Source organism: Deltaproteobacteria bacterium, from assembly GCA_016219225.1.
Taxonomy (GTDB): Bacteria; Desulfobacterota; RBG-13-43-22; order RBG-13-43-22; family RBG-13-43-22; genus RBG-13-43-22.
Window position 1 is genome coordinate 1 of record JACRBX010000337.1, and the last position, 4,363, is coordinate 4,363.

Genomic DNA, 4,363 nt, shown 5'->3' on the forward strand with positions numbered 1-4,363 from the left:
AGTGGAGGATATCGTGGTTGATTCCTTCCCACCTTCCCCAAGGTCTAAACACCGAATGCCAGAACTTCAGTGCCCTTGTGGTGGTGATCTATGTTATGTCAAGGATCTCTAAAGTCCGCACCGTAGGTGCGTTATGTTCAACCCAATAGATACGAATTAATCATGATTGACGAAGACATCGAAAAAGAAACTATGCGCTCGGGGCATATGGCCTGTCCGGGATGCGGGGTGGCCACGACCATGCGGCTGGTTTTAAAGGCCCTGGGGGAAAAAACCATTGTGGTCATTATCCCTTCCTGTGTCGGGGTAATCAGCGCCGCCTATCCGAACAGTACCCTGACGGTCCCCTGTTTCCATTCGGCCTTTGAAATAGCCGCTCCTACGGCGGCCGGCATAGCCAGTGCCCTGAAAATAAAGGGCGAAGAAGACATCACGGTTCTGGCCTTTGCCGGCGATGGCGGGACCTTTGACATCGGGCTCCAGTCCCTTTCCGGCGCGGCTGACCGGAATGACAACTTCATCTATGTCTGCCTGGATAACGAGGGCTATATGAATACCGGCATTCAGTCCAGCTCAGCCACCCCTCAGAACGCCTGGACCATGACTACGCCCGGGGGGAGGCAGGGGAAAAAGAAACAGTTTATGGAGATCATCGCCGCCCACCGGATGCCCTATGCGGCCACCGCCTCCATCGGCTATCCGCAGGATCTTATGGAGAAGGTGAAAAAGGCCAGGGGCATCAAAGGGACCAGGTTTATCCATACCCTGACGCCCTGTCCGACCGGCTGGAGAATGCCGGAAGACCTGACGGCCAAATCGGCCATGCTGGCCGTGGAGACCAACCTTTTCCCCCTTTATGAAATCATCGATGGGACCGAATACCGGATCACCCATGATCCCAAAGGCCTTCCCGTGGCGGAATACCTCAAGATTCAGGGACGATACCGCCATCTAACGGAAGAGGCCATCGAAGACATTCAGAGGGAAGCGGACGGGCAATGGAAAAGGCTCCTGGCCCAGGCCAGGGGAGAATGCTGATGGTACAAGGTGTAGGGTATCAGATTTTTCCCTAAACCTTGAACCTTGAACCTTGGACCCTTCGGGTCGGGAGCCCTACGGCGAAGTTATTTCCATGATTCGTCGGTGCCCCGGTGGGCATGAAGGGTTAATAAGAAAATGAGAATATCGAATATCGAACATCGAATTTTGAATCATGAAGGGATTTGTTTTTAATACAAAGCAGGATGAACCCATATGAAAAAATTGGTTATCCAAGATAATAGTACCATCCGAAAAAAGGTTTACACCTATGTGCGGGAGCAGATCCTGAGCGGTCAGATCGCCCCCAATGAGCGCTTGATCGAGACCAAGATTGCCCAGGAGATCGGGACATCCAGAACCCCGGTGCGTGAGGCCCTGCATAACCTGGAAATCGAAGGATTGATCCGGTCCATTCCCCGGGTAGGCTACCAGGTTAAAGCGATCAGTGAATCCGAAGTGGAAGAAACCTGTGCCATCCGGTCGGTCATTGAATGCCTGGCCGCCCAATGGGCCATGGAAAGGGCCTCGGCCAAAATCATCCGGGAACTTAAAAAGAATATCGCCGCCACGGCCGAACGGGTCTCCCGGGGAGAAGTCCGGGCTTTTATTGATCTGGACGCCCAATTCCACGAAATTATTGCTCGGGGCAGCGGTAGCACCCGGCTTCTGGAACTGTCTCAAACCCTGAGGGGTCACATGTTGCGTTACCGGGTCCAGAGTATTTTTTCAGAAGATGCCGTTTTAACGGCCTTAAAAGGACATGAGGGTATTCTCAAAGCTATTGAAAAAAAGGACCCCCAAAAGGTAACTGAGGCCATACAAGTCCATCTGGAGGAATCGAAAAAGAACATTTTGCGGTATGCAATAAAGAAGTGAAGGCTGATTAAATCCGAGCACGATCATTTAACGCAAACATAAAGTTCGGAGTTAAGAGTTCGGAGTTCGGAGAAAACCATTTTCATGTTTCGCGATGCCCGTAATAGGGAATGAGGGTTTAATCCGTCTTTTTTCAAAAGGAGGATTGTCCATGGACCGTTTCTGGGCCGTTTTCGACAGGGTTAATAACATCATGGCCGCCCTGGCCGGCGTCATACTGGTCTTTATTACCGCCGCCGTCTGTTACGCAATCTTTATGCGCTTCCTGTTTACGAAAACAACCCTCTGGCTGACGCAGACCACCGAATATGCCCTGCTGTGGATCGTCTTCCTGGCCACCACCTGGCTTTTGAAAGAAAAGGGACATATCACCACCGACATCCTCTATGTTCACCTGAATAAAAAAAACAAGCTCTATCTGGACGGGATCATGTCCGTCATCGGCGGGCTGGCCTGTGCCCTGATGCTCTATTTGGGAGTGGTCCACCTGGTTGACTGCATCGTCAACGGCGTGACGGATGTCCGAGCGGTTACGGTTCCCAAATGGACCATTTTCATCATCATCCCCATCGGCAGCCTGCACCTCACCCTCCAATTCTTCAGGATGGCCTGGAGTCGTTTTATGGAAATCAGGGCAGAGAGGTAATCCATGGAATGGTGGCTGATCATCAGTTTGCTCTTCGGAGGCATGGTCTTACTGCTCCTAACCAATATTTCCATTGCCTTTGCCTTTCTGGTGGTCAACATCATCGGGGCCTATTTCTTTTTAGGCGGGTTGCCCGGCCTGGTGGGGGTGGTGACCGGGGCGTTTACTTCCATTACCACTTTTACCCTGCTTCCCGTTCCCTTTTTCATCCTCATGGGAGAATTGATATTTCATTCCGGCCTGGGGCTTAATGCCGTCAATGTGCTGGATAAATGGCTGGGCAACCTCCGGGGCCGGCTGTCTCTCCTGGCGATTATTATGGGGGTGATCATCGGCGCCCTGAGCGGCTCCACCATTGCCACCTGTGCCCTGTTGGGTACCATCCTGCTGCCTCAAATGCTGGAAAAAGGGTACAGCAAAAACATGAGTCTCGGGCCGCTTATGGGAGTCGGTACGGTGGATGCCCTTATTCCCCCCAATGCCTTGACCGTCGTTCTGGCCAGTTTAGCCCACATCGACGTGGGGCAGCTTCTGATCGCCGGTATAGTGCCCGGCATCATCATGTCCGCCCTGTACTTCATTTATGTCCTGGTCTGGTGTCATCTCTTCCCCAAAGAGGCCCCTATGTATGTGGTGCCCAAAATCCATTTAAAAGAAAAAGTGACGGCCACCTTACAATACCTCCTGCCCCTGGGTTTTATCATCTTCATGGTTATCGGTCTCATATTCCTGGGGGTGGCCACCCCGACCGAAGCGGCGGCCACCGGAACCCTGGGATCGTTTATCCTGGCCTTGATTTACAGGCGTTTGACCTGGGATATTTTCAAGAAGTCGGTAATGGGGACCGTAAGGGTAACGGTCATGATTTTCATGATTATTATTGTCTCCACCACCTATGGTGAAATATTGGCCTTTACCGGCGCCGCCGCCGGTATGACCGCCTTTATCACCAGCCTGACTATCCCCCCGATCTGGATTGTCATCGGAATGCTGGCCGTCATGCTGATTATGGGGGCGTTTATGGAAACCGTGGCCATCATGATGATTACCATCCCCATCTTTATGCCCGTTATCAGTGTCTTGGGATATAATGTCCTCTGGTTCGGAGTGCTTATGCTCATTGCCCTGGAAACCGGTTTGATTACGCCGCCCTTCGGGGTTACCCTTTTTGTGATGAAAGGGGTGGCCCCCGATGACGTATCCATGGCCGATATCTGGAAGGCGGTTACTCCTTATGTGATCATAGATATCCTGTGCATCGCCCTGGTGCTGGCCATGCCGTTTTTGGCGACGGTGATTCCGAGTTTGATGGGGATGAAGTGAAGATGCAAGATAAAAGATGCAAGTTGCAAGTTTCAAGAGGCAGGATGGATTCAGGGATTCAGGGATCGGGGATCAGGGATCGGGGATCAGGTATCAGGGGTTGAACTAAACCCTCATGGTTGAGGGGACGTCATGAAGCCTGAAAATGGGTGTCACCGAATAAATATTGACGAACTCGCAAAACGTCATTCCCGCGCAGAGCCTGTCCCTGAAGGCCTTAATCGGGGACGGGAATCCAGGCGACACAAAACAATAAAATCCCTGGATTCCCGATAAAGACATTCGGGAATGACGAAAAAGTGCCGCTGTACTATTCATGCGGGGTAACTTTTGAACTAACTCCAGAGCTAAGCCCCCGGCTACGCCGGGGAGAGTTGAAAAAGCTATGCTGTAGTATTTAATAAAAAAGCTCCTTTGCGTAGGATAGCCGTGGACTGTTTCCGTGGCTGATCCGTACGAAAGGAGCAAAAGGTGAAA

4 protein-coding genes are annotated in these 4,363 nt (G+C 51.8%); all 4 read left to right on the forward strand.

Translation table 11 applies throughout. The features are described 5' to 3' along the window. Nucleotides 1-162: 162 nt before the first annotated feature. The 4 genes from HY879_27025 (at nucleotide 163) to HY879_27040 (ending at nucleotide 3,886) form a co-directional block, all read left to right on the forward strand. A complete protein-coding gene (locus HY879_27025; protein MBI5607000.1) occupies nucleotides 163-1,038 on the forward strand; it encodes a pyruvate synthase subunit beta in 876 nt (291 codons plus the stop codon). Between the two features lie 216 nt (nucleotides 1,039-1,254). Then, nucleotides 1,255-1,917, forward strand: coding sequence for a GntR family transcriptional regulator (locus HY879_27030; GenBank protein ID MBI5607001.1), 663 nt, complete (start codon nucleotides 1,255-1,257; stop codon nucleotides 1,915-1,917). A 151-nt stretch (nucleotides 1,918-2,068) separates the two neighbouring features. Further along, nucleotides 2,069-2,563, forward strand: a complete 495-nt coding sequence (locus HY879_27035) for a TRAP transporter small permease (protein MBI5607002.1) — start codon at nucleotides 2,069-2,071, stop codon at nucleotides 2,561-2,563. Nucleotides 2,564-2,566: 3 nt separating this feature from the next. Beyond that, on the forward strand, nucleotides 2,567-3,886 hold the full coding sequence (locus HY879_27040) for a TRAP transporter large permease subunit (protein MBI5607003.1): 1,320 nt from the start codon (nucleotides 2,567-2,569) through the stop codon (nucleotides 3,884-3,886). Nucleotides 3,887-4,363: the final 477 nt, after the last annotated feature.

What these genes read in the sequence shown, in the direction of transcription:
- HY879_27025 (MBI5607000.1), top strand. Translation starts at nt 163, where the DNA reads ATGATTGACGAAGACATCGAAAAAGAAACTATGCGCTCGGGGCATATG.
- HY879_27030 (MBI5607001.1), top strand. Translation starts at nt 1,255, where the DNA reads ATGAAAAAATTGGTTATCCAAGATAATAGTACCATCCGAAAAAAGGTT.
- HY879_27035 (MBI5607002.1), top strand. Translation starts at nt 2,069, where the DNA reads ATGGACCGTTTCTGGGCCGTTTTCGACAGGGTTAATAACATCATGGCC.
- HY879_27040 (MBI5607003.1), top strand. Translation starts at nt 2,567, where the DNA reads ATGGAATGGTGGCTGATCATCAGTTTGCTCTTCGGAGGCATGGTCTTA.